At 62.7% G+C, this 24573-nt stretch carries 21 protein-coding genes; 17 read left to right on the top strand and 4 right to left on the bottom strand.

Annotated elements, in window-relative coordinates; translation table 11 throughout:
• Positions 1–24 precede the first annotated feature (24 nt).
• Together BJ970_RS40175 and BJ970_RS25140 are read left to right on the top strand one after the other, a co-directional pair.
• A complete protein-coding gene (locus BJ970_RS40175; protein ID WP_184728481.1) occupies positions 25–1614 on the top strand; it encodes a transcriptional regulator in 1590 nt (529 codons plus the stop codon).
• The gene (locus BJ970_RS25140) at positions 1615–1968 is read left to right on the top strand and encodes a signal peptidase I (protein WP_184728480.1); all 354 of its coding nucleotides are present in this window, start codon (positions 1615–1617) and stop codon (positions 1966–1968) included.
• Here the strand turns inward: BJ970_RS25140 and BJ970_RS25135 are convergent.
• Complete coding sequence (locus BJ970_RS25135) at positions 1965–3638, bottom strand: transcriptional regulator (protein WP_184728479.1); 1674 nt, start codon at positions 3636–3638, stop codon at positions 1965–1967. The two genes, BJ970_RS25140 and BJ970_RS25135, sit on opposite strands and share 4 nt — an antisense overlap.
• Before the next feature lie 252 nt (positions 3639–3890).
• Here BJ970_RS25135 and BJ970_RS25130 point away from each other — a divergent pair, with 252 nt between their 5' ends.
• The 6 genes from BJ970_RS25130 to BJ970_RS25105 all read left to right on the top strand — a co-directional run bounded on the left by BJ970_RS25130 (position 3891) and on the right by BJ970_RS25105 (position 12344).
• Positions 3891–4367 (top strand): hypothetical protein, encoded by a 477-nt coding sequence (locus tag BJ970_RS25130; protein WP_184728478.1) that lies wholly within the window; start codon positions 3891–3893, stop codon positions 4365–4367.
• Positions 4364–4570, top strand: a complete 207-nt coding sequence (locus BJ970_RS25125) for a hypothetical protein (RefSeq protein ID WP_184728477.1) — start codon at positions 4364–4366, stop codon at positions 4568–4570. Before BJ970_RS25130 ends, BJ970_RS25125 begins: the two co-directional genes overlap by 4 nt.
• A 291-nt stretch (positions 4571–4861) precedes the next feature.
• Positions 4862–5398 (top strand): hypothetical protein, encoded by a 537-nt coding sequence (locus BJ970_RS25120; RefSeq protein ID WP_184728476.1) that lies wholly within the window; start codon positions 4862–4864, stop codon positions 5396–5398.
• Between the two features lie 481 nt (positions 5399–5879).
• Positions 5880–9713, top strand: coding sequence for an NACHT domain-containing protein (locus BJ970_RS25115; protein WP_184728475.1), 3834 nt, complete (start codon positions 5880–5882; stop codon positions 9711–9713).
• Between the two features lie 1117 nt (positions 9714–10830).
• Complete coding sequence (locus BJ970_RS25110) at positions 10831–11313, top strand: AbrB/MazE/SpoVT family DNA-binding domain-containing protein (protein WP_246471014.1); 483 nt, start codon at positions 10831–10833, stop codon at positions 11311–11313.
• Positions 11310–12344 (top strand): tyrosine-type recombinase/integrase, encoded by a 1035-nt coding sequence (locus BJ970_RS25105; RefSeq protein WP_184728474.1) that lies wholly within the window; start codon positions 11310–11312, stop codon positions 12342–12344. The genes BJ970_RS25110 and BJ970_RS25105 overlap by 4 nt, the downstream gene beginning before the upstream one ends.
• A gap of 191 nt (positions 12345–12535) precedes the next feature.
• On the opposite strand, the gene BJ970_RS25100 is transcribed toward BJ970_RS25105, so the two are convergent.
• Positions 12536–12682 carry a hypothetical protein gene (locus BJ970_RS25100; protein WP_184728473.1) on the bottom strand — a complete coding sequence of 49 codons (147 nt, stop codon included), beginning with the start codon at positions 12680–12682 and terminating at the stop codon, positions 12536–12538.
• A 43-nt stretch (positions 12683–12725) separates the two neighbouring features.
• Between BJ970_RS25100 and BJ970_RS25095 the strand changes: the two genes are divergently transcribed.
• The 3 genes from BJ970_RS25095 (at position 12726) to BJ970_RS25085 (ending at position 15535) form a co-directional block, all read left to right on the top strand.
• Positions 12726–12896, top strand: coding sequence for a hypothetical protein (locus tag BJ970_RS25095; RefSeq protein WP_184728472.1), 171 nt, complete (start codon positions 12726–12728; stop codon positions 12894–12896).
• Between the two features lie 157 nt (positions 12897–13053).
• Positions 13054–14085, top strand: a complete 1032-nt coding sequence (locus BJ970_RS25090; protein WP_184728471.1) for a hypothetical protein — start codon at positions 13054–13056, stop codon at positions 14083–14085.
• 1141 nt (positions 14086–15226) lie between these two features.
• Positions 15227–15535 (top strand): hypothetical protein, encoded by a 309-nt coding sequence (locus BJ970_RS25085; RefSeq protein WP_184728470.1) that lies wholly within the window; start codon positions 15227–15229, stop codon positions 15533–15535.
• Between the two features lie 453 nt (positions 15536–15988).
• Here the strand turns inward: BJ970_RS25085 and BJ970_RS25080 are convergent, their stop codons facing one another.
• Entirely contained in the window at positions 15989–16465 is a 477-nt protein-coding gene (locus tag BJ970_RS25080) for an NUDIX domain-containing protein (protein WP_184728469.1), read from the bottom strand.
• Positions 16466–16477: 12 nt separating this feature from the next.
• The gene (locus BJ970_RS25075; protein ID WP_184728468.1) at positions 16478–17839 is read right to left on the bottom strand and encodes an NsdA family TPR-like regulatory protein; all 1362 of its coding nucleotides are present in this window, start codon (positions 17837–17839) and stop codon (positions 16478–16480) included.
• 152 nt (positions 17840–17991) lie between these two features.
• Between BJ970_RS25075 and BJ970_RS25070 the strand changes: the two genes are divergently transcribed.
• From BJ970_RS25070 to BJ970_RS25050, 6 genes are read left to right on the top strand one after another with little or no spacing between them, the layout of a single operon-like run.
• Positions 17992–18177, top strand: coding sequence for an FxLD family lanthipeptide (locus BJ970_RS25070; protein WP_184728467.1), 186 nt, complete (start codon positions 17992–17994; stop codon positions 18175–18177).
• 50 nt (positions 18178–18227) lie between these two features.
• Positions 18228–20255, top strand: coding sequence for a lantibiotic dehydratase family protein (locus tag BJ970_RS25065; RefSeq protein WP_184728466.1), 2028 nt, complete (start codon positions 18228–18230; stop codon positions 20253–20255).
• Positions 20252–21334, top strand: coding sequence for a lanthionine synthetase C family protein (locus BJ970_RS25060; protein ID WP_184728465.1), 1083 nt, complete (start codon positions 20252–20254; stop codon positions 21332–21334). The genes BJ970_RS25065 and BJ970_RS25060 overlap by 4 nt, the downstream gene beginning before the upstream one ends.
• 39 nt (positions 21335–21373) lie before the next feature.
• On the top strand, positions 21374–23167 hold the full coding sequence (fxlM, locus tag BJ970_RS25055; RefSeq protein WP_221467308.1) for a methyltransferase, FxLD system: 1794 nt from the start codon (positions 21374–21376) through the stop codon (positions 23165–23167).
• A complete protein-coding gene (locus tag BJ970_RS37175; protein ID WP_221467307.1) occupies positions 23131–23418 on the top strand; it encodes a class I SAM-dependent methyltransferase in 288 nt (95 codons plus the stop codon). Before fxlM ends, BJ970_RS37175 begins: the two co-directional genes overlap by 37 nt.
• Positions 23419–23431: 13 nt before the next feature.
• The gene (locus tag BJ970_RS25050; RefSeq protein WP_184728464.1) at positions 23432–24532 is read left to right on the top strand and encodes a hypothetical protein; all 1101 of its coding nucleotides are present in this window, start codon (positions 23432–23434) and stop codon (positions 24530–24532) included.
• Positions 24533–24573: the final 41 nt, after the last annotated feature.

Below are 24573 nucleotides of genomic sequence, written 5' to 3'. Positions count from 1 at the left end.
AGCAGCTACCGGAGGCGCGCCGCGATGGATTTGGTGACCGGCTGGACGGGCCGCACCGCGTGCGCGCTACAAGCGGCGCTGCGAATGAGCAACGAGGCGTTCGCGGAGCACTTGGGAATTGCCGTGCGAACAGTCAGCGGGTGGCACCAGAAACCCACTTTGGTACCGAAATCCGAGATGCAACAGCTGCTTGACACGGCGTTCGAACAGGCGTCGTCGTCGGTCAAAGCACGGTTCGCCCAGCTTCTCAACGACGCGGCCGATACTGTCCCTGCCGATCCGCCGATCAACGACCAGGCGGCGGCCGATGCCGAGCTACGGCTGAGCGCCGATCCCAACATCGGCGCGGCGCTGGAGTGGCTAGACCAGCATGCATGCTGGGAGCCGGGTACCAGTCGGCGGGAAGTTGCTTCACGGCTAGCTCGGCTGGACGTGAGCGAGCTACAGGGTAGGGCGAGCCGTCGAGGGCGCGTGGATCAACGCACCGTCGCACAAGTTCTCGGAACGTACTACGGCGAGAGGACAGGAAGCCACGGCAGGTACAGCGCCAGGTACGGCACCGACACCAAGGCCGAAACAAGCATTCTGACCAGCGCTGACTGGCTGGACTTGGAATGCCCGCTGATCGCGTCCCACGACCGACTCACCGTCACCAGCGCGGCAGAAGACGCCGACATGCCGTTGGACGACGAAGCAGCCGGACGCGCAGCCCAGCGGTTAGCGGAAACGCTGGCCATGCGGACCAGGCTCGTAGACATGCCGCTGTACCGGCTGCGCGCCGTGGACGTCTCTCCTGGCTCGATTCGCGGATCGGTCGGCGTCACGCGTTTCGTCGAGTATGCCGTCACTATGGATCTACTCGAAGGCGAGCTGATCGACGCGATCGCAGCCGACCCCCAATCGGCACACGAGTCGTTGCCGCTACGCGACAGGTACTTGCCGGACATCGCGTCCGTGATCGATGTCTTCGGGCGACTGTGCGCGGGCGGCCCACTCGCGTTATGCGCGGTCGCCCGGCCTGCTAGTCCGTTCCGAGGCGAAGCGGACTACGTTCTCCTGGTGCAGGAACGCTCGGGCCATGTCCTCAACGCGGCGCGTCGACTGGCGGTGATCCCGAAAGGATTCCACCAGCCGATGACCGATCTGCGCGCGGACGCACAGGTCGGCGCGACGCTGCGGCGCGAGATGGAAGAAGAGCTGTTCGGGCGCGACGACATCGACAACACCTTCGGCGATCAACGGTCTGCTGATCCTATGCACCCGAGTCGACTTTCCGAGCCGATGCGGTGGCTTTTTGAAAACCCGACTCGGTTGCGCATGGAATGTACCGGATTCGGGCTAAACCTACTCAGCGGAAACTTTGAATTCGCTAGCCTGATCGTCATCGACGACGAAGAATTTTGGTCACGCTACGGCGGCCAAGTCGAAGCCAACTGGGAATCGGCAGGACTCCGCCAATACTCCAGCCTGGACGGGGACTTGATCGGCGAGTTGGTCCGTGATGTAGCGTGGAGCAACGAAGGACTGTTCGCACTGCTACAGGGCCTTCGCAGGCTTGGCCAAATCGGTGGTGAGCGAGTGAGCTTGCCATCGATCGAATGGGAGGTACGTTAGGTGAGCCGCAATTGGCACCACGGAAACGCAGCCGAAGACGGCAGCGAAACCCGCGGCTGGGTGCTCGGCCACTTCATCAACCCATCCGAAGGCGTCCGCTCAACGAAAGACCTCGAAGTGAAATGGGGCGTCCACCCGGCTGGCGAAAAGCGACCCGAGTGGACGACTGACGACCGGCGAACCACCATGCTTCTGCTAGTACAAGGACACTTCCGCCTACATCTCACCGAAGGCACGGTCGATTTGGCCAAGCAGGGCGACTACGCGGTCTGGGGACCAGGAATCGACCACTCCTGGGAAGCTCTCGCCGATTCCGTGGTTGTCACCGTCCGCTGGCCGTCGGCGTCCAACTAGCTCCACTCCACAGCGGGCAAGTTCACGCGGTCGCCACCAACTTCGCTCAGACGCCGAATCCCTTGCGACAGCGCAAAAAGACCCTCATCGCTCCAGGACTCATCGGCTGTCAACTCAGCCACCAGATGATCGTCCAAACTGGAGTACAGTCGCAGTCCGGACGACTCCCAGTTCGCTTCGACCTGGCCGCCATAGCGCGTCCAGAACTCATCGTCATCTATGACGACGAGACAGGCGAACTCAAAGTTTCCACTGACCAGGTTCAGCCCGAACCCAGTGCACTCCATCCGCACGCGGCCAGAATCTTCCATGAGCCATTTCATGGGCTCGGACAAGCGACCAGGGTGCAGCGGAACAGCCACACGAGGCGCACCGACCGTGCTGTCTACCTCACTCCGCCCGAACAACTCCTCTTCCATTTCACGCAGCAACGTGGTCCCCAACTGCGCATCGGCATGAATATCCGTCATCGGCTGATGGAAACCTTTCGGAATCACCGCCAGCCTACGTACAGCGTTGAGAACATGACCGGAGCGCTGCTGAATCAGAAGCGCATAGTCCCGCTCACCACGGTATGGATCGGCAGGGCGCGCAATAGCACACAACGCGAGCACACCACCCGCACACAATCGACCAGACAGGTCGAGGACTGATGAAATGTCCGGCAGATACCGATCACGTAGCGGCAGGTTGCCGAGCGGATCTGTGGAGGCGTCACAAATAGCGTCGATGAGTTCTTTTTCGAGCAGATCCATAGTTACGGCATACTCGACAAACGGCGCGACGGCGACCGAACCCGAAATCGCCCCTTCCCTAACGTCGACGCTCAGGAGCCGATAGAGGGGAACGTTCGCGACCCGTACACCAAGCGCGGCGGCTTCGGCGAGCCGATGCACTGCATGACTCACACCGGTGTCGTCCGCCGCAAGACGACTGCCCGGTTCGGCACGCAACGTCAGGCGATCATTGCCCTGCCAGAGCGGACACGCGAGATCCAACCAACTCGGCCGCGTAAGAACACTCGTCTGAGTCTCTCGACGTCCACAACGCACGCGATAGGGGGCGTAGCCCTGCACGCTATCCGCGTAGTACTCCCCCAATGCATTCCCGATCTGGCTTCGACGAACCTTGCCACGCCGCGTATGCCGGACGAGCAGGTCATCCGTGCTCAGCGTCCCGAGCTGGGACATCACCTTCCGCCGAGCCGTCTCAGGACCCCATCCAGCCCAGTCGTCCAGCCACGCGAACGACTGGGCCATGTCGACGCGTGTTTCTGGCGTTTGCACAGCTGGAGTATGCGTTTCCCGGCGGCCCAGACAATGGGTCTCGGCCTGGCCAAAGGTCCACGGCGGCACAGAAGCGCCTCCCGCATGACGTTCGGCGGCCACCTCCACGTCCTGCGTCGGCGTCGGCCGCCCCGGAGGGACAAGCAGCTCATCAATGCTGAGGCCGAAGATGCGTTCGAGCAGCCGCGCGGTTGCCGGGCGCACTTGGCCAAGCGGCTTCCCGTTCGGCCCCCGCCTGGTGGTCAACCGCTGTAGGTGCCGGACGCTGAGCGTTCCGGGCTCGTTGTGTTCGCGAGCGAATACCTCGGCGTACTCCACGAACTCCTGTAGCGTTTGCCGCCGCTCTTTGATCTTCAGTTCGAGCAATGTGCGTGCCGTTTGCATCACCGTCTCCCGTCCGCGCTACGAGGCCGCCCTATGTCGTCAGCAGGTCGCGTCAAGGTCGTTCCGCTGATCGAGCGCTGATGCAAGCATGATTTCAGTCTGACACGAGCCGCTTACACGCGGTCACCCAAGTCGTCCGGCGGCGTCGCACTCCGTTCCCCCCGACCGTCGCCGGACCTGGACCACGGCCGGAATCGGCCGGCCCGCCATGCTCGACTCCGGCCGTGGTCCTCCAGGGATTGGAGTTCAGCGGTGGATGGGTCGACAGAACAGGCGAAGTGGTTTCAGTTCAAGGCTGGGCTCGTGGTCGAGTCACTGCGTGTCGCGCACTGTGCCGCGCCGACCAGCCAGGATGACGAAGTCCAGTCGTGGTGTCGGCTGAAGTTTCGCCCGACGGACATCGAAGAAGCAGCCGACCCAACCAGCCCGCCGGATTCCGCCAAAGCACCCGCATGCGCGCCCTGTAGCGCCTGCTTGCTGAGACTGGCGGCAGTAGCCGACGCGGCGAAGGACAACGCCCAGCCTGCGGTGACATGTTCCGGGACCAGCACGCTCGCAGTCCTTCTACGCAAAGCGCAATGGCTACTCGACGACGCCGCCCACTACTTGCCCGAGGGACAATACAGCGCCGAGGACCGCGAACTGCTCGCGACAACGCTGGACGAACTCGCCGCCCTGATCCGCGAGCAGTGCGCACGGGACCTCGCCGCCAAGCAATCCGGCGCATGACCACGCTCGCAGAACCGGTGGGACGGCACAGCCTCGACCGCGAACCGGACGGCTACGTAACGGCCTGGACCGGCGACCTGAACCCGGATCTGCCGACCAGGATCTTATCCCTCGCAGAGCTGAGAACGCCTGCAATCAAAGAGTTTTCGAAGCCCTCGAACGAAATCCTGGAAACCGTGCTTGACGTCCTTCTACAGCTGTAAACGAAGCAGCCAACGCCTGCCCTGCCTTCCGTCGTCGTTCCGGCGATAGTTCCGTGACACATTCCGTGACAACGGATAGGCTCAGGCGGACGTCACGAAATGCGTCACGATTGGGGTCAGTCGATGTCTGCTGGCGTGTGCTTGGGATGCGGCGAGCCACTACCACCGGGATCACCACGCGGACGACGCGCCCGATACCACGGACCAGCATGTCGCCAACGCGCCCGACGAGCACGAATCCAGGCTGGCGGCGCGCGTTCCTGGGAAGCGGTAGAACGTGCCGACGCCGCAATGGTGGCCGTACGACGAACGCTGAGCGCTGGCGCCGATCCCCAGCAGGCGATTCAAGACCTACTAACCGCCGTAACCGAACTCGCAGAAGCCCACGGCATTGCCACGCCAACTCCAGCGGAGCACGCTTCGATTGAGGGCAGTACCGAGCCCGATGTCACGGAAATCGTCACGGAACCCGTTTCAGGCAACGACCTGAGCAATCCTGCCGAGACCGAGCAGGAAGAGACGACAGCGGAAACCACCGACTTGCCGGAGTCTCGGCAGCTTCCGAGGCCGATCGGCCGCACGGAGACGGTGGATCTGGACACGGTCCGCATGGAACGGTCATCTGATTTCGAGCAGACACGCAGGTGGATCGTCCTATGTCGCGCTGGAGAGAATGAGCGTCTGATCGGGTACTTGGACTCGGATGGCACCAAGACGAAGAAGTGGCAAGCGCTCGGTCCCATGCTGACTCGGGTCTCCGGCGTTCCTTGCCGAACGAGGCAGGAAGCGCTGCTTCGACTTCTGGACCCGCACGTGCCCAGGCGCTGATCCATTCGCCCACAGCGTGTGGGATCGCCGAACCACACGGCTGCTCGTCGCCTGTCAATGGGACGGGTGTCCGTGTCCCATCGGCAGGCGCCATCTGGGTACTTGGACAAGTGCTCCGGGGGACAGTCTGGGACCCGTGACAGCGGCTGTCCCATGCGTGGCGCGTTGACCGATTTCCCAGGTCATCGGACGTCTCGACCTGTCCCCACCGAAGGTGTCCCGGCCGGGACTCGGCGGGCCAGGTGGGACGGCCCGGCCCGCGTTCCCGGCCGAGCACCGTCGCACTACGAACCAATTGATTCTCGTAGCGTCTCATCCTTGGGCAGAAACCAGGACTGGTGCTCCAACGAGCTTCCGGTGCGCGACGCAAGTCAGGCGTGCACTACCAAGCCAATCACAGGGGACCACGTCAAACGCCTAGGACCGGCATCGATACGATCAAGGTTCGTCAGGCAGAGTTCTCAGCATAACGGAGGCTAGGTTGGCAGAGCGATATGACTATGAATCGCTTGGGGCAGATGCCTTTCACCAGCTTTGCCAAGCGTTACTTGTCGCACATAACCCGAATGTTCAGTGTTTCCCGGTCGGCATGCCTGACGGTGGGCGAGATGCCTCCGCACCTCGCGGCCGAGTCGCTGACGCAATTGTGTATCAAGTCAAGTTTCGCAAACCGACGCCAAACAAGTTAGCTAATCCCGACGAGATCGCTAACTGGGTAATCAGCGCGCTCGAAGGTGAGATCGAGAAGGTCCAAGAACTCGCCTCAAAAGGTGCTGAACAGTATGTCCTCCTGACGAATGCGCAGTGTTCCTCGCACCCAGATTCCGGCACACGCGACCGCGTCCAGGCTTGGCTGAGCGAGAAAATGCCGATTCCCGCGCAGGTATGGTGGCGAGACGACCTAGATCGCCGACTAGACCCTGAAACTGAGATCAAGCGTACTTACGGCTTCATAAGGGAGATAACAGGTCTGGCAGAGCTCTTAGGGTTACGAGACCCCGGAGCAGATGACAAGACATTGATCAAGATCGCGCGAGGCGATCAGCGGGTGAGCGCCCTGATGAAGTGTATGGCGCATCAGTACGAACGCGACAGAGTGGTGAAGTTCAAGCAGGCCGAGCTCGAACCTCAGTTGCTCGATGTTTTTATTGACGTACCGCTTGCAGCCAGCGCAATAGAAAGACCTTTCTACCCAGGCAGCGCCTTTACCAGATTTGCAGATTCTCGCTTGGTTTCATCCAGTCATTCAGCAGTGGAAGAGAAATGGGCAGGTCTACTCTCGGGCGACATCACCACCGCTTTCATGACGAGCAACCGGACAAGCGGCCGACCAGCGGCGTCTGTCCTTCTCTCTGAGAGCATGGTTGGAGATGATGCACCGTCATCTTCAAGAATCGTTCTAGAAGGCGCCCCTGGGCAAGGTAAATCCACTGTCGGACAATACGTATGTCAAGCACACAGGGCTCGACTACTCGGCAACAACTCACAGATCAACCGTTTCTCAGCTGAACACCGATCGAGTCCCATTCGCCTGCCGTTTCATGTGGACTTCCGTGATTTGGCTGCCTGGCTGAGACGGCGGGATCCATTTGACATCACAAATGACGGAGCCCCTGAAGGCTGGTCGGACACCCTGGAGGCGTTCCTGGCTGCCCAGGTTAGACGCTACTCGGGTGGACTTCGCTTCTCTGTATCCGATTTGGACGCGGTTCTAAGAGCTACGCCTGCAATTCTGGTTCTCGACGGCCTGGATGAAGTTCCCGATCTCAATGACCGTCGGGCTGTTGTCTCTTGCGTCAATGAAGCATTAAACCGGATCGAGCCGTTTAGTCCATCGTTTCGAACGATGGCATCCAGCCGACCAAGTTCCTTTTCGAAGACGCCTGGATTCTCGAAACGAGAGTGGACTTACTTCGGTCTCGGCGACCTACCACTGACCCTAGTCCTAGAATACACGGACGGGTGGCTCATGTCCCGCAGGGTGACTCATCAGGCGGCCTATGAAATCCGTCAAGTACTCGGCCAGAAACTAGGGCAGCCGCATATTGTCGACCTGGCTCGAAATCCTATGCAGCTCGCGATCCTTCTCTGGCTCGTGCGAAAGAAGGGGCCGTCCCTGCCGGACAAACGAACCGCGCTATACCGAGAATACATGGAGACGTTCCTCGACCGCGAAGCCGAGAAAAGCTCAATCATTCGAGATGAGCGTGAACTGATCCTTGACTTACATGGATATGTTGCCTGGGAACTTCATTGCCTCGCCGAGACAGGAGATTCCAACGGAAGCATCGCAGAACCTAAGCTGAAGGCGCTACTTAAGAAATACCTCCAACTGCGAGGATATAAGAAGAAGAAACTAGAACTCGTTGACCAACTGTTTACCGGAATGACCGACCGGGTCATGGTCTTAACGAGTCGTGTTCAGAATACTTTTGAATTCGAAGTGCAGCCGCTCCGAGAGTACTTTGCAGCAAGGTACCTGTATTCCACGGCCCGCACATCGAGCCCAGGCGCGGAACGGTCCGGTAATCGCTCTGAACGTTTTGAGGCGCTTCTTCGAAACCCGTACTGGTGGAACGTCACTCGATTCTATGCCGGATTTTCCGATGTTGGCGAACTCGCCAACATCGTCGACTTGTTGGAAGATCTCATCAAGTCTAATGGCGATTATTCTCTCATTTCCTACTCGCGAGAAGTTGCTCTGACCCTGCTTCGGGACCAAGTCTTCTCTCAGAAACCACGTTCGGTATCCAGGGTAGTCGACCTAGTTTCGTCGGAGGAATCGGTCGCCCTGCTTGGATCCATCACCAGGGGGCTAGGATCGTCGGTCCTGTCTCTTCCTTTCGATTCCGGAGGTGAAGAGATTGTCGAACGAATGAGGACTCGTATTGAGAAAGGGGTCGCGTCTGGCCTCTTAGATTTTGACGCCGCGCGATTGCTTGCGGAGAATTCCGAGAGTGCTCTTATTGTGGATTGGTGGTACGACAAATGGTCGCACGCCCGAAATAAGCGCGCACGCCGCCTTTGGTTCTTTGTGGGTAAGTCTATGGACCTATTTCATACCCTATCACCGTCTCAAGGCGAAGAAGTATTCGAAAGCATCGGCAACGACACCAATCTCTGGCACAGCATACTTCAGCCAGATGTACGACTCCCTCCCTCTGTAGGCGAAACGAACTTTGATTCCTTCCTCGCGGCATTCCGCGCCGGGGTACAGCTGAATGGAACATTGGATGCACCGCAACAATCTGCACCGGCGCTTTGCACTGAGATAGCATCGCTAAATAGTCTTTCCTACCTGATGCATGTAAGCGATGGACTGCTGCCACGCGGCCGCAGGAGACTTCTGCCGTTCTATAACATTAGGGAGGAGCTAGAAGACGAAGGGAAACACTCTGCGCTTCTCCGCAGACTAGTTGAAGCCGCCTCCATCGTTCAGTCGTCGACAAACACTAAAAACAAGTACAGCCTTTGGGTTGATTTCCATGAGGCGCTCACGGACGCGATTGGAGGTAAATGTCAGCGCACGCTAGCGATGGCTGCGTTTCTTGGCGAAGTTCGTGGCGGCAACATCAGTCGCAAAGTTGCTGGCGGACTATTTGACGAGTCGATCTCGCCAGTGCTCCGAGCCCGCTACGCGCGACAGCGACGCTTGGACCGCGGTTGGTGGGCAGACCAGTTAAAGGATATCGAAAGCTCAGACGATGCATTCTTTGCTCTCTGCTGCATTCTCCGCTGGGCACCTCCGTCAGTGCTAATGGAAAACGAGAAGAGGCTCGACAAATGGATAAGAGGGTTCGATGCATATACGTTGTACATTATCCATTCGATGGCTTCCAATGCCTGGATACGACCCGGCACTGAACCCGATCCTCAGTGGCTCACACGAAGCACAGCTGGGATGCTGTACCTTGCTTCAACACAGATGGATAAAAATACCTCCATAACGACACTGAATAGAATCGCGAAATCATGTCGCGATCAAGACCTGAAAGCCCTGATTAGTGCTGCACGGTTGGCCATATTGCTGCGTTCCCCTAATAAGGAATGGGCCGATTCGCTCGACGATTTCTCCGATTCGTTTGCATCCTGTCAGCCTACGACGCCGATTCATCCAATGAGATATAATTTTGCACGCACTGGAGGAATCGACATCTCGACATGTCGCGAAATTCTCCGCCATTCTCATGAGCTCCCGCCTGTGCTCCGGCATATGGCGAACGAAATCCTTACGGCTGAAGTAGCTGCAAAGGCTACAACTTTAGCAAATGCATCTACCAGGCAGGAATGGTTCGACCAGGAGACTCTTGATTAATGGGCAGGTCAAGGCATCCGGAGACGATCTATACCGAAAACCACGCCAATCGCCAAATGTAGAAACTCTCCGATGGGGCTGCCGCGGTCGGCTCTTGCCTATTACTGGAGCCGACCCGACCGGCAATCTCGTCCAAGAAGGATCGACACGACTATCAGTTGGCATATAACTCTTTAGTATACATATTACGCGGAATTATCGGAATTGACCTGCGGATACATTTATTTGATCTACTTGGCCAAAGTTATCGGACAATGGCGAAACGCTGCGCGTCAGCGTCGCCAGATCAGCTAACGCGAATTTCGTTGATCTTGCCATCTCCGATTGCAAAGAGCTAGATCGCTTCGTTCTCGGAGCTCCGGCCGGTTGGCACAGGCATCCGTGGGTGCGTTCCGCTATGAATTCCGCGTTGGGATCACCCGCGCTGCCACTCGCCGACCCTCAGCGATCAACTCGTCAATCTGAATAGTGAGCGGATCGGACCCGGAAAGTTGCTGGCGTAGCCCCTCGAATGCGACACCAGGTTCGTCCGCTCCACCATAGATAATCTTGTTGTGGTCAATGACGTCGGCCGCAACCAGCTCCGGTAAGTCGTCCAGACGCCGTTCGCTCAACGCAGAATGAAGCCGTGCACGACTTGCCTGTTGTCCACTCTGTTGGCAGCCTCCCCAACGAGCATCGATGTTCGACACGGGCCTACGGGATCGGACAGGGCGACAATGTCTGTTCGGGGAACACCTGCTTGACGATACCGAGCCGTCCCACTCCCACCGCTCTCACACGGGCGGGACCGATCTGTTTCGGGACCCCGGAACGCTTGCCCAGCGCTACGTGGCACTAGCAGGGTCAGGCTCGTTTGCCCAGTTCAGCGACAAAATAAGGTTGTCTCTGTTGCTCGTCCCGAGGGCCGGGTCGCAGGGACACGAAGGACAGCCGTAGACGCGCTTGTTAGTCGCGTTCGGGAAGTTGGATGCGGGTGGATAGTGTGCAACTCGCCCCTCGGACACAAAAATGTGGCATCCCTGCTACATCTCACGTGCCAGTGTTTGAAGGCACTCCAACACGCTGATTCAGCGTTCCCGGGGCTACCCCACCGCACGTGGCGGCGGTGGTCGACGTGACCGGCCCTGTGATCAAGCCGGTGGTTCCCTCCACAACGCGCGCCCGGCAGGACGGCCAGTCGGCCGTAGGCCAGCATGGAACCGTCACCGCCCGTCGGACGCTTCCGCTGCCCGCCGTTCCGGAACCACGTGATCGTGGCGTGGTGTACGGGCTGGCGGCGGTCGATGCCAGGGGCCGGGTCGCCGACCAAGCGGTGCTACGCGCCCTCGGCTGGACACCCGGCACACGGCTAGCAATCCGCGAAACCCGCGGCCTGCTGATCACCCGCACCGATCCCCACGGTGTGTTCAGCGTCACCACACAGGGGCACCTGCGGCTTCCCGCGCCGGTCCGGCACTGCTGCGGCCTGCTGCCCGGCGACCGCGTCCTGCTGACCGCCGAACCCGCACACGGCACTCTCGTCGTACACCCACCTGCTGTGTTGGACGACATGATCGCCCACTGCCACTCCACGCGGCTGGACGGTGATACCGCATGACAACCCACCAACACCAGCCCCCGGGCGCCACTCAGGCCGATCTGGACGCCGCACGCTTGCTACTGGCCCGCCTCGGCCTGTCAGCCGAGGACCTTCTCGCCACACCCGCACACAGGCCGCCGGTACCCACCTTCGCCGAATACATCCCCACCGTCTCGGCCGCCGTCACCGACGGCACCCGCCGCGTCTACCGCTCCTACTGGAACCGCATCGAAGACCACTGGGGCCACCGACGCCTCGACGAACCCACCCCCTCCGAGATCAAGCAGCTCGTCGAACACATCAAGACCCACGTCATCGCCCGCCGCAACGCACGCGGCGGACGCAGCGCCGGCGAACACCTCATCGCCGCCCTGCGCTGCCTCTACCGCCACGCCGAAAACGACGGACTCATCACCCCGGCCAACAACCCCGCCAGCAAAGTCGCCAAACCCCGCCGACTCCCCTCCACCCGCCGAGCCGTCACCGACACCCGTCTAGCCGAGATCAACCACATCGCCGCCACCACCGGCAACGACCCCGCACTCGACACCCTCATCCTGCGACTCCACACCGAAACCGCCTGCCGCCGCGGCGGCGCACTCAACCTCCGCCCCCAAGACCTCGACCCCACCCAAAGCCTCATCCTCCTGCGAGAAAAAGGCGAAACCCACCGCTGGCAACCCGTTTCCCCCACCCTCATGACCCACCTACAGCACCACGCCGAACAACGCGGCGCCCCCCGCACTGGGCAGCTCCTGCGCTACACCAACGGACAGCCGATCACCACCCGCCGCTACGACCATCTCTGGAACCGCATCGGCTCCCACCTACCCTGGGTCGCCACCCAACAAATCTCCACACACTGGCTACGCCACACCACCCTCACCTGGGTCGAACGCAACTACGGCTACGCCATCGCCCGCGCCTACGCAGGCCACACCGACAACGCAGGCGACGCCGGAACCACCACCACCTACATCCGCGCCACCATCCAAGAAATCGCCACCGCACTCACCGGACTCACCGGCGAACCCCACCCACTCGCCTAACCCGAAAACGAAACAACAAGACATCACACAAAATTCAATCAAGACTGAAATATCGATTAAAAAGAGCTACCGAGCCGGGCGATCCAACACAGCGTCCGGCTCCACCTTCTATCGCGCAACCTTTGTCGACGTCCGAAAGGCATGCCCCGATGCTCTAGCTCTGTCGCACCTGACCTTGTCGGTGCCGCGCGTCACGGATGCGGCTTTCCGAGCACCAGGCGTCCCGGGCCCCGAGCCGTCTTCCGTGCCCGCTCCCCCGCCATCGCGCCGAGCACGCGTTGGGAGACGGCGTGTCCGGGGACAGCGAGATCCCCGACCGCGCCCGGCGAGGACTCCACTTCGGCACCACGGGACGCACCTCGAGTCGCGGGTGCGGAGCCTGTGCACGAGCCCGATGCATTTCTCGGCGCCATGCATCCCACGCCGCAGTACGGCTTCATCGGAGAAATCGCCGGCCGCAAGATTGCACTGGGCCTGAACGAGACCCGCACCATCAGCCTCTTTTGCTTCCAAGTCGGCGGGAAAAGCTACACCTCGGCAGCATCATGGTAATGGCGTGCCTGCCCGAAACCCCCGTGCTGGCCCCAGAAGCTCGCAACGTCGACTGGTGGTCCCGAGTCGGCTATGGCGCTCACGTTTCCAGACTCTGACATTCCGCGAAGTTTCCTCGGCCGCCCTAACGAGGGTCTGGGTGTCCTATGCTCTTCGCATGCACAACTCCCACAAGGACCCCACCCAAGAGCATGACTTCATCTACAGCATTGAAGACGGCCAGTCACTCACGGATAACCAGTGCTTCCTATGCGGGGTCGCACTCATCGAGACCAACCGCACGGACGAGCACGTCTTTCCACAGTGGCTACTGCGGCGATTCAATTTGCAAAATCAGAAAATAAATCTACTAAATGGGACTTCGCTACCGTACTCAAAACTCAAAATCCCTTGCTGCAACTCATGCAACAACGAGCATCTTTCCCGTATCGAGATTGAAGTAGGGCGAGCCTTTCAGGACGGCCCGGGTGCCGTGTCTGCATTAGACCGCACGACTCTCTTCCTGTGGATGGGAAAGGTCTATTATGGAATCTTGTATCGAGAGCTGTTTCTACCTGCGGATCGCAAAGACCCGTCGGCCGGATCCATCGTCTCCGCGGACATCCTCAATACATTCCGAATGCACCACACGCTGATGCAGGCAGCTCGAGGAACCGTTCGCTGGCACCAAGGACAGTTTCCCGCTTCAATTTTCGTTTTCCGCACTCAGGAGCCTGCCGATCCCCGCGACCGGTTCGATTATGTCGACATCCTACATTTCCCTTTTCTGGCGATGCGAATTGGCAGCACAGCAGTTGTAGCCAGCCTGCAGGATTGGGGCGCCCTCGCCAATTCAGTCAAGGTTCCTGGCATCGAAGCTGCCAAGAAACTTAGCCTTCATCCTCAACAGTTCCGGGAAGTGTCTGCACTCGCCGCTTACATGACGACACTATTTAACCGCACACCGAAGCACATCGTAGTATCAAGGGAAGACCACGTCGAAATATTTACGCTTCCCATCGCCGGCCTATCAGGCAAGTTCATTTTTGACGAGTTCTCCAGCGAAGCCTACATGCATATACTTGCTCAGATACTCGGCATGGAAGTCAGCGAAATCTACGACGGAAAAAGCTACCGGACGCTCCTTCAGAATACCGATGGAACACCCTACACAATGCCGATTGGCCTGGATGGGCAACCCGAGGCGTAATCCACCGCATTCCTACGGGATCGACCGTCGGCCGCCGACACCTCCCTGCCCACCACAGAGTAACCCAATAAACCCGGGTCCTCCGGCTGACGACGGGCTGGCGAGTGCTCGTTTTCTGCGCACTCGGCACCAATCTCCAGGATCCCCCACAACCGGCGTTGCAGCGGTCTCCTCGAGTTTCTCGGCAAGTACGGACGAGCAACACGCAGGCGTGCGGCACGGACACCGGTAGTACGTCCCGACAAGAAACTGACGGCCACGCTCACTGATTCGCTCCTGGATGCGCCCGATTTGATCACGAACCCCGGCGATCAAGCAAGATCCACCAAAACACGCTTTCGCGCCCGGTCAGCGGGGGCTCATTCGGTTGTCGGGAACGACAGGATTTGAACCTGTGACCCCTTGACCCCCAGCGGCGTCCACAAGAGACACTCACCTGCCAAAACCCTGAAACCGCAGGACAAACCGGTGCAGTTTACTGCCGATCAGTGCAATACAACGCGGTCCAGCTCAACACAATCCTCCCGCTTTCCTCCCATCACCAGCGTCAAAACGGCGCTACTGAACACCGCCCGGTGGGGGGTCAAGACGGTGGACCGAGTTACCCCATACGCCTATCCAACCCAGCACGGCGAAATCGACCTATGAAACCACGCTGACCAGCACAAACAACGCCAACGACCACTACCGTGTCAAGGTAGTAGCGAAAACCGCCCCGACCTGCACAAACGGAGAACCGGCAGGTCGGGGCGGTTCCGCTGTGAACCGTTGGACGCGGTTCAGTGCAGTTCAGCGCAGTTGGCTCCTCCCAATTTCCTCCCAATTCCCCGCTCCCACCAACAGACGACAGGATCTGAGCTTCCAGCCCCGTAGGGTGCGGGGCCAGGTGGTCCTGCCCTTCGTGGTCACCGATTGGCGTGAATTCTGCGCCCCGTCCGAGCCGCGTAACACGGACGTCAAGCCCTGGCCGCGGGTCCCCATCTGGCCAGGCTTGACCTGCATGCCGCCTGTCGCCAGGGCCCAGGACCTTCGCGCGGCAACGCGACGCGGACCGCGCGTGGCGCCGCACCAGGGCTCAGATCGCTGGCGACATGCCTTGAGGTGGAATATTCCTCTCGTAACTCTGCATGTGGTTCGGGGGATGCTGGTCACCGTTGCGCTCATGGTCGAGCAGGAGCCTCCGGTGATCGCGTCAGCGCCCGAACCACACCATGAGCACGCCCCGTACATCGTTACCATTACCGTGGTCGCCCCGATCGAAGCCGCCGGGGTTGAGGTCGCGGCCTTCGACACCGAGGGTTCCTGCGACGATTCCGCTCGGAATGCCAACCTTCAACTCGCGAAGTCCACGCTCGCTGCCTTCGTCAAGGATGTCTCGGTTTTCCTCGGCTGGAGTGAGGAGGACGGCTGGTATTGCCCGGATCAGGACGCACCTCATCGGGGCTGGTGAGACTATGTCGTGTTCATGAACGCAGGCGTCTAACGCCTCGCACAAGAAGGCATCCACGACCCAGGAACCGGCGCAACACTGTCAGATGCAGACTCATCGGAATCCGAACCACCGACGTCGACACCCCCCAGGGCCCCGCACAACAACGCCAAGTCTGCCTCACCCGAACCGGCCGCCACGCCGCGCGAGAAACAGCCCCAACACCCCCACCGCCGACCTGGGCATTACACATCTATCCACAGACCTATCCACAACCGCACGCCAAGGAGCTTGCGCGGTTTCGGGCATCGATATCCAGCCAGGCATGGTCAACTGGAGCGCCGTCCACGGCTCCGCCGGCAGCCTGTCAATGAGCGGGAGTCGTGCCATCGGCGGACCTGAGACTCTGGAAGCTCTATCCACACTCACGTGCTCCCCAGTGGATGCGCCCGAAGCGTCGAAGCCGGCGAACATCTAGAAGCCGTCGGTGAGCACCATCGGCCCATGCTGGAGATAGTTCACCAGTGCTTCACGGGTTGTCGACACGAACTGTGTCGGTACCTGCTCGACGGGGAACCAGGTCACCTGAGAATGTTTGTGCGGCTCTGCGTTGACCGGCTGGCCGGTCCAGGTGTGCGCCACGAAAACAACGGTCAGGAATCCGTTGGGGGCCTCAACGCCCCATGCGCCGTGGATGATGCCCGCGATGTTCAGTTCGGCCGGATCCACGATCAGGCCCGTCTCTTCTTTCAGTTCTCGGACGGCGGTGGTGGTGATGATCTCGCCTTTGTCCGCTTTGCCGACGGGCAGGTCCCAGTGCTGCGGAGCGAACTTGGCATCGGGGCCGCGCTGGATCAGCAGCACCTGCCCCGCCGCCCTGTCGTGAACGATGACGGCGGCGACGAGCAGGGTGTGGGAATCGAGCGCCGGGGGCAGGGCGGTATCGGTCACGGTTCGATCCTTTCATGCAGTTGCTCGCTGGATCCTGTACTCCAGCAACGCCGCGCCGGGAACGCCACGGCGCCGGTAAACGGCAAGAGTAGGCCGGATGGACGCCAACGCCGATCTGCTTCGTGCTGAGGCCATTCCCTCGGCCAGCTCCAGTGCCTGACTCCACGCCGACACTGCCTCATCGACCCGCGCTTGGGCGGCGAGGCAGTCCCCGAGGTCCATATGGGTGAGCAGGTGGACGCGCGGAAAGGCGACCGGATCCCAGGAGGTGAAAGCGGCTCGGTGTCGTGCCTCGGTGCCGGGGTGGTCTCCGATCTCGGTCAAGGTTCTGGCGGTGTGGGAGTCCACGGTGCCGGCAGCCGGCCCCATTAGCAGGGAGTACGTGGGTTGTGGTTCGCCGTCTCGTCCGAGTGCGTCCTCGGCGGCCAACAACGCGTGTGCGGCCTGAGGTTTCTCGCCGAGGGCAGCGTAGGCCCTGGCGTGCGTGATGTGCAGTAGCGCCTGCGTCGCCCCGTCCGTGTAGCCCTCGGCACGCTCAAGCGCACCCTGGGCGAGGTCGAGGCAGTGGCGGCGCTGTTTCAAGCTAAGGGCCTGGTGAGCGACGGCGCGCATCATCCATGCGGCGTGTGCGTGCGGGTCCGCCTCGACCGCGAGCTGGAAGCCGAGCAGGTAATACCGCTGAGCCGCGCCCTCCTGGCCGAGATCGTGATGCTTCCATCCCAGTAGCCATGACAGTTCCGCGGCGGCACCGAAGGCATCGCGGCGGGTCTTGTCGTTGGCGAAGCGGCCGGAGAGCATGGGGGCGGTGGTGTCGGCGAGGTAGGCCGCGACCGTGGACAAGCCGTGTCCTCCGCCGAGCACCTCATCGGCGGCGCCGAAGGCTTTGGTGATCTGCCGGACCACCGCGACCTCCTCCGCTCCTACTCGGCCTTGCCCGGTGCGTGCTTTCAGCAGCCTGGATACCGGCTCGTGGTCGTAGTCCAAGGGCATCGTCATATCGGAGGCCGTGTAGACGGCGGCGGACAGGAAGCCACGGTGCTCAATGTCGGCCCGGCCAAGGAGAGTCGCCGTCGCGATGGGCTCTGCGCCGACCAGTCGAGGTTGTGATCCTGCGGCGAACCCGAGTTGCGTTGGCGTCACCGGCCGTCCCGCTCTTCTCGACAACGCCTCGGCCAGGTACGCGGCTGTTCTTTCGTTGGGCTCGGTTCCGGCGACCCAGTGCGCGACGGCGGACTTGTTGGTCCCTAGTACTTCCCCGTTTTCCGCCGCGATGCGCACGACCGCGCGTGCCACCCCGTCATAGCTCAGGCCGCACGTGGTGATCATCTCGCGCAGGAGATGGTTGGGAGAGCGCTGAACAGGTGTTTTCGGCATCACAACCTCGCGTGGTTAAACCGATTAAACGGTCTGCGACAGCGCAGACCGTAGTCGCCTACCGACTGTCTGTCGTTCACTTGTACCGGACTTGATCGAGGCCTCAGCCCGCTGGTCTGAAGCAATTTCTCCGGAAAACACAGGAGGCAGGAATGAGTACCCCGACCGTCGATCAGCAGACCCCTGCGACCGATGAGGCCCCCGTCGAAGCGGTGGGCGACCCGTTCGATCTTGACATCACCTTCATCGAGGGCACCCCGGCGGCCGAGACGGTGCTGATGTGCAGCACCGGCGACGGGTGCGGGAGTTCCTGCCCGAGCGCCTGCACGACCTCATAGGCCGCAGGTTCGTTCGGCCCGGACTTTCTTTCCAGGAACGGAGTGTTTCGATGACGCGGAGGCGGCGCAGGCTGTATCGGCGCTCGTGCGCGGGGATGCTGCGCGCTGCGCTGAACGTGACGACCCCGGTCCTGCCGACGTGGCCGGGACCGGGCGGCACTGCCGCGCAGTGGCGGTCCTGGCTCGCCCCGGTGTGGGCCGATGAGACGTTCCGGAGGACGGTCGCGGGTGCCAGTCCGGATCTGGCCCGCCGCGTGGACGCGGTCCTGGCGGGGCGATCGATGAACACCCGTAAGGCTCGGCGGGCCGCGCTTGCCCTTGCTCGGTATTCCATCAGGTACGCGCACCGGTCGACACCGTTCGGGGAGTTCGCGGGCGTAGCCCTGGTGGACTTCGGCGAGACCTCCTCCGTGTGTATCGGAGACACACATGAGGTCGTGAGTCGGGCCGACCCAACGGCGATGGATGCGCGGATCAGGGCGTGCGAGTCGGATGCAGCGCTGATGGCAGATGTTGAGGTGTGCGTCAATACTCTGGCGCGGGTGCACGAGAATCGCGTGCACGTCCCGACCGAAGGGCCCTCGGAGTTCTCCCTCGCGCTGACCCCTGCGGTAGTGGCGGTGCTGGAGGTGGCCAGATCTCCGATTCCGCACGACGTCCTGCTAGGCAAGCTCGCCGCCGAGTTCCCCGAGACCAGTGAAGGGCGCCGTGCTGCCCTTGTGGCGGAGCTGCTCCGGACGGGGCTGCTGCGGTCGGCGTTGCGGGCCGCAGCCACCATCGTCGACCCTGCCGACGCCCTGCCCGTCGGCGTTCCAGGCATCAGCGAGCGGGATGCCGCCGATGTCCGGTTGGACGCCGAGGTGCGGCTGCCGGAGGCGGTCGAGGTTGAGATGGAGACCGCAGCCACCGTTCTGGCCAGGCTCGCGACCCATCTTCACGGGACTCCGGCGTGGCGCCGTTACATCGAGAGGTTCGGTGACCGGTGGGGCGAGGGCTCCGAGGTCGGCCTGGAGCAGCTGATCGATCCCGACCGCGGATTGGGATTTCCGGACGGGTTCGACTCGGTGTCGGAGCCACCTAGGCCGATGTCGCGACGCGACCGTCTGCTCCTTGAGCTTGCTGGGACCGCCGCGGTGGAAAGCCGCCAGGATGTGGTGCTCTCCGAGGCGATGATCGAGGAACTGGAGGCCGCGGCAGGCGGGCCGTCGACGGTCCTCGCTCCGCATGTCGAGGTGTGTGGCCAGGTCCAGGCCCGTTCACTGTCGGCGCTGGACCGAGGCGGTTTCCGGCTGCGCGTCCACACCGTCTCGCGCGCAGCCGGTTCGATGACGGGACGGTTCTGGCACCTCCTCCCCGAAGCCGCCGACGGGTACGCTGACCTGCCCACCGTCGCGCCCGGGGCGAAGCTGGCACAGCTGTCGTTCCACCCCTCCCGCGTCGCCGCCGACCTGCTCACCCGCGCACCTCAGGTCCTGCCGGAGTTGGTTAGCGTCGGTGAGTTCCGGGGCAGCGGCGAGACAGTGCTCCGCCCCGCCGATCTGGTCGTCGGGCTATCCGGTGACCACCTCTACCTCGCGGTGGCCTCGACAGGAGAGCGCGTGGAACTGCTGGCCCCGACCGCGATCAACTTTGTGTGGAACAACTTCACACCGCCGATGGTCCGGTTCTTAGCCGAGATAAGCCGCGCCACCACCCCACAGGTGACGTGGTTCGACTGGGGCGCGGCGTGGGCCCTGCCGTTCACCCCGGCGCTGCACTACCGGCGCAGCATCCTCATCCCTGGTCGGTGGCAACTGCGCGCCCGCACCCTGCCCGACCGTACTGCCCCTCTCGACAAGTGGGCCGAGCAGCTGCACGCCTGGAGAGTCCGTGCCGGGGTACCCGACCGGGTGCTGCTGGCCATGGACGATCAGCATCTGCTGCTGGATCTCACCCAGGACCGAGACCTGGACCTGCTCCGCACCCACCTCAGCGTTTCCTCGGTCGCGGTGCTCTACGACGCCCCACCGCGGGATGCCGATGGCTGGATCGGCGGGCGGGCGCACAGCATCGTCGTCCCGGTGAGGTCACATCCATGAGCCCGGCCACCAGGGGGAACACCGTGCGCCCGCCGACAACGCAGGCGCTGTCCGAAGGCGCGCTCGGGGTGGCGCTGCTGCACCTTGAGCGCGGCGATCTCCCGGCCGCTCGCCACTTGATCGCTGAGGCGATCTCCGGCGGGGTGAGCACAGGCGCGAACGCGTCCCTGTTCCACGGCGCCCCCGCGCTGGAGTTCGTGTTCAGCTGCGCCGGGCACACCGACCGTGAGGTGCGCGCGGCCGTCGACCGGATCGTGACCACCCGCCTGGCCACAGCACGTCGGCGGCGGGAGTCCGGAAGCCTGCCACAGTTGGCGGAGTTCGACCTCATCCGAGGCATGACCGGCCTCGCGGCACTGCTGCTGAGGCGTCCGGGGACCTCGCCGCTGCTGGAGAACGTGCTGACCTACCTGGTTTCCCTGGCACACCCCGTCGCCGATCCGGTGCTGCCCGGATGGTGGTCACCAGAGGCCCCAGGCCATGAGGAGGACGTCACCGGCGGCCACGCAAACAACGGTTTAGCTCATGGCGTCGGTGGGGTACTAGCGCTGTTGTCCCTGGCTGCCCGCCATGGCATCCAGGTAGCAGGCCAGACCGACGCGATCGCCGAGTTCACCCGTTGGCTGCAGCAGTACGGTGGCTGCTACTGGATCACCCGTGACCAGCTGTCCTCTACCGCGCCGCCCGGGGCGGTGCCGGGCCGTCCGTCCTGGTGTTACGGGGACATCGGTATCGCCCGCGCCCTGCAACTGGCCGCCCTTGCGGTCGGTGACCCGGCCTTCGGGAAGGCCGAGCAGATCGCACTGGCCGCGCTCACCGATCCGGCCCGCATGAGCCTGATCACCGATGCGTCCCTGTGTCATGGCTGGGCTGGGCTGCTGACCGTCACTCGAGCCATCGCCGCCGACAGCCCCACCCCTGACCGGTTCGCCAAGCCCATCGACCGGCTCGCCGGTCGTCTGGCGGCCTGTATCGGCGCGCTGCCCAAACCCGGATTCATGGAAGGCCGCGCCGGCGCACGGCTGGCGCTGGAGGGCACGGACAGCACTGGCTGGACCCGCGCACTGCTGATCACCTAATACCCCGTTACCCGAGTTGAGCAGGAGCGACCACGACCGATGGACTGCAACGACGAGAACCTGCCGATCCCCGCCGAACAGGGCTGGTGGCACGCCACCGTCGCCTTTCCTGACGATTCAGGGCTGAACGCGAAGGCCGCGACCGCGCTGGTCGCCGCGCTGTCCGGACAACGGTTCCACTTCCTGCGCAAGCAAGGAAAGCTCCGGCTGCGCACCGAGCACCCCGCAGCCGATGTCCTCAACCGGCTCGTCACCGACGGGCTCGTCACAGGCTGGGTCGCCGGGATCTACGAGCCCGAGGTCGACGCGTTCGGCGGCCCGGAGGGCATGGCCATCGCCCACGAACTCTTTTGCGCCGACAGTCCAGCGGCGTTGGCCGAGACCGGCGATGCCTGCCGCCGGGAGCGCTGCATCCTGCTGATCTCCACGTTGAACCGCGCAGCGGGCCTTGATCCGTTCGAAATCGGCGACGTGTGGGCAAAAATCGCCGATCTCCGGCCACCGATCGCCCCTCCCGGCCGAGCCGACCGCGCCGCGGCGATCACCGCCATGCGGCGCCTGATGAATGCTGACGCCGCCCAGCGCGAGACGACTGAGCCGCACTGGTCCGAGCGCGTCGCCGCTTTCGAAGCCGCCGGACTGCGGCTCTCGCGGCTCGCTGCCGCCGGGAGCCTGACGCGGGGCCTGCGCGCCGTGCTCGCCCACCACGCGATCTTCGCGTTCAATCGCGCCGGAACATCACCGGCCGAGCAAGCCGCAGCCGCCTGGCTAGGCCGACATACCGCCTTCGACGATGACGAGGCGACCGCCGTGTTGACCGCCGGTTCCGAACCCGTGACCCCTAACCTCAAGCGGATGGAGACCACGATCACTACGACCGCCGATCCTGCCGAGCTCCGTGACGCCCTGGTGACCAGGCTCATCGAGTCCGGTCACCTCCGGAGTCCTGCGATCATTGACGCGTTCCGCGACGTCGAACGCCACGAGTTCGTTCCGGACACCGACCCGCAGAACGTCTACATCGAGGACACTGTCGCGATCAAACGCGACGACGCCGGGGAGACACTTTCCTGTATCTCCGCTCCGTCCGTCGTCGCGACCCAGCTCGAGCAACTCGATGTGAAGCCCGGCCACAAGGTTCTGGAAGCCGGTGCCGCGACCGGCTTCAACGCCGCTCTCCTCGGCCGCTTGGCCGCCCCCGACGGGCATGTGTGGACCGTGGACGTCGACCAAGACCTCGTCAACAACGCCGCCACCCACCTGGCGGCCGCAGGCGCGCAAAACGTGACCGCGCTGATGGCCGACGGCGCTGCCGGGCTGCCCGAGCACGGCCCGTACGACCGGATCCAGTTCACCGTCGGCGCCGGTGATGTCCCCGTGGGGGTTCTGGAGCAGGTAGCTGCAGGCGGACGTCTAGTCATCCCGATGCGGATCCGCGGCAGCATCTCTCGTTCGTTTGCCTTCGAACGCGACGGCGACACCTGGACCACGGTCTCGTGTGAGATGGCGACGTTCGTCCCGCTGCGCAAGGGCGTCTGCGACGACGTCTACACCCTCGTCCGGCATGAGGGGGAGGGAACCGTCCGGCTGGAGACCTTCAGCGAGCAGGAGGTCGACCGGGAGGCGATGCGCACGATCCTCGACACACCGGCCCACAAGGTCTACACCGGCGTGAAGTTCCGGCAAGGCTCGTCCTGGGAATGGGTATATCTGTGGCTGGCGTGTGTCCTGCCCAACGGACTGTCCCGGATGCCCGGCCAGCGCCCCGGGTTCACACCACATTTCGGGTGGGCTCCATGGCCGCGCTCGAAGCTGACAGCCTCGCTTACCTGACCGTCCGCGAGGGCGAGGACAACGACGGCCGATTCTGGGAGATCGGCGTCATCGGTCACGGCCCGGGCGCCGCCACTCTCGCCGACCAGGTCGTATCCGCGATCATCGAATGGGACCGCGACTACGGCAACGACGCGCCCGAACCCGGCTTCCGGATGGGCGCCACCGCCCATCGCGACATGCTCAAGGCCACCGACCCGCGCTTCATCATCGACAAGACCTTCAGCCGCCTCGTCATCGACTGGGTGTAGCAGGACCGGCGTGATGAACCCCGCGATCACCAGACGCATCCCGCTGGTCTGCCGCCCCAAACCACCGGGACTTCCCCTTGAAACAAGGATCGCGGAGCTCACCGCGCTGACCGTCGAACCGCCTGGCGCGGAACACCACCAGCGGGTGGCCCGCGCCAGCGGAGTCCTCAACGTCGCCGCCCTCATCGCCTCCGACACCGGGCTGCCTGACCTCGCAGCCGACCTGTGCTGGCGGCAGCACACCATCTTCACCGAAGCCGGATCCCTGGACCAGGACATCGCCGTGATGGCGTTGATGCCGCTGGTGAACATCGCACGGCTGCTCATCCGCGAAGGCGACGGCAGCAGCGCCTACGAGGTGCTTCAGCGTCTGTACCGCGCCGCCCAGCAGCGCGCAGCGACCACGATCCGCGACCACGACGTCGACCTGTCGTCCTTGATCCGAACCGAGGAAAACCATCGCACGATCTGCACCGAGCTGTGGGTCACGCTGCTCATCGACGGTGCCAGGGCGCTCGCGCGCAGCGGCCGCTGGACCCAAGCCGCCGAAGCCATGGCCGCACACCGCGGCATCGGCAACCGGCTCCTCGACGGCCGCCAGATCAAGATCATGTCGCTGCTGGAGCAGGGGCTCAACCAGCAGGCCATGACCATGATCGACTCCAGCGTGCCTACCGAGCCCTGGGAGAACAGCGTCGGGGCCCTCCTGCGTATCCATTGCCAGCCCGATGCCCGGCAGACACCACGAGAAGAATTGGATCACGCGGTGCGAGGAACACTCGCACTGATCACCCAGCCCGAACCGACGACCGCAACATTCCGAGTTCGCCTCGGGCTGACCACGCTCGACCTGACCGCCGACCAGCCCACACCGAAAACACCCAACCTGCGGGCCACAGTCATAGACGTGGCATCTTCTGACGCCTACGCCGCCCGAGACGTGCTGGACCACCACGCGATGCGATCCCACATGACTCCTCAGCAGGAACAGGAACTCAGCGTCGTGCTCGCAGCTTCAGGACTCGGCACCAGAAAGCTCTCAGCAGCCCACACCGACGCCCTCACCGCCGCAGTCCACAAGGCAGAAGACCGTCTGCGCAACCTGCTCGTGTAGCGCGGTCTGTGCTGCTGTCGTCGCAGCCTCGCCGGATTCGC

Origin of the sequence: Saccharopolyspora phatthalungensis (genome assembly GCF_014203395.1) — a bacterium.
GTDB classification, from domain to species: domain Bacteria; phylum Actinomycetota; class Actinomycetes; order Mycobacteriales; family Pseudonocardiaceae; genus Saccharopolyspora; species Saccharopolyspora phatthalungensis.
Note: the sequence above shows the minus strand (reverse complement) of the source record. Positions and strands in the feature narration are given on the sequence as shown.